We start from the raw sequence: 1,475 nt of genomic DNA, 5'->3' as shown, positions 1-1,475 counted from the left end.
TACTGCGAAATAAAGAGGATAATATTGTAAAATGGTTGTAAGGAGGGGGAGGAAGGTATGTTAACTTGGATCATGATCGTTGTATTATTTGTAGTAATTACTGTCATTGCGACGGTGTTAATTGGACGGAATGGTGATGCAAATTATAGCAAAGCGACAAAGGGGAATATTAAACGCTTAACAATGATTTATATTATACTAGCTGTCGTTTTAGTTGTTGGATTAGGGGTGTATATTTATTTTAAAGGTTAAATAAACTGAAAAATGTAAAAATCTTAAAATAGAAGTATGCTATAATATCAATATAGTTATTTGGTAATTAAGGAAAGGATTGGATGGAATGATTGAAATTACGAATGTGTCAAAAAGTTATAATGGGTCTACCTATGCAGTAAAAGACTTAAGTTTATCTGTACCTAGCGGAGAAATTTTTGGATTTTTAGGGCCGAATGGTGCGGGTAAATCAACGACAATTAAGATGATTACTGGCATTCATGGGGTGGACAAAGGGACAATTACGATTAACGGTATAGATATTATGAAAAATCCGATGGAAGCGAAAAAGACGTTTGGTTATGTGCCAGATAGCCCAGATATGTTTTTACGATTAAAAGGAATTGAATATTTAAACTTTATGGCAGATATGTATGAAGTGCCGAAAGACGTACGACAAGAGCGAATTGAGTCTTTAGCGAAGAAATTTGATCTTTACAATGCGTTATCGGATCAAATTCAAAGTTATTCGCACGGTATGAGACAAAAAATCGTTATTATTGGTGTGCTCGTGCATGAGCCAGATATATGGATTTTAGATGAACCGTTAACGGGGCTTGATCCGAAATCCGCATATATTTTAAAAGAAATGATGAGAGAACATGCAGATAAAGGAAAGATTGTATTTTTCTCGACACACGTATTAGAAGTAGCAGAAAAAATATGTGACCGCGTTGCAATTATTAATAAGGGGAATCTTCAGTTTAAAGGGAATTTAGATGAAATGAGAGATCATTTTAAATCCAATGAATCACTTGAAAAAATGTTCTTGGAGATGACGGGCAATGAGTAAAATTTGGACGTTAACGAAAGTATTATTAAAATTAAATTATGCAGATTTTATAACAGATAAGAAGAAGCGATGGGCGTATGTATTTTCATTTGCAGCCATTTTATTTGTCGGCTTTTTACTATTTGGTTCTATCACGCACGCAATGTATGAGGGAATGATACATTTAGGGCAAGATCCAGGAATGATTATCGCAATGGGACTTGCGATTGCGAGTATATGGGTATTTTTAATGAGTATAACGAACATTTTAACTGTATTTTACTATAGTAATGACATTGAAATGTTACTACCATTACCATTAAAACCAGCCCAGATTATTTCGGCAAAATTTTTAACAGTATTAATAACACAATACGTAATGAGTTCATTCATTTTATTACCAATCTTTATTACGTACGGATTAAAAAGT

2 protein-coding genes and 1 pseudogene are annotated in these 1,475 nt (G+C 33.2%); all 3 read left to right on the top strand.

Annotated features, from left to right (window positions below; genetic code table 11):
- The first annotated feature begins 57 nt into the window (after positions 1-57).
- Positions 58-252: a hypothetical protein gene (locus ACQGS6_RS28350; RefSeq protein WP_326318597.1), complete on the top strand. Its 195-nt coding sequence runs from the start codon at positions 58-60 to the stop codon at positions 250-252.
- 88 nt (positions 253-340) lie between these two features.
- Entirely contained in the window at positions 341-1,066 is a 726-nt protein-coding gene (locus ACQGS6_RS28345; RefSeq protein ID WP_000570193.1) for an ABC transporter ATP-binding protein, read from the top strand.
- Positions 1,059-1,475 (top strand): annotated as a pseudogene (locus tag ACQGS6_RS28340) (putative ABC transporter permease subunit); the annotation flags it as partial. The gene ACQGS6_RS28345 and the pseudogene ACQGS6_RS28340, both read left to right, overlap by 8 nt.

Origin of the sequence: Bacillus sp. GMs2/2, from assembly GCF_050172095.1 — a bacterium.
Classification (GTDB): Bacteria; Bacillota; Bacilli; order Bacillales; family Bacillaceae_G; genus Bacillus_A; species Bacillus_A cereus.
This window is presented reverse-complemented; position numbering and strand designations above follow the sequence as displayed.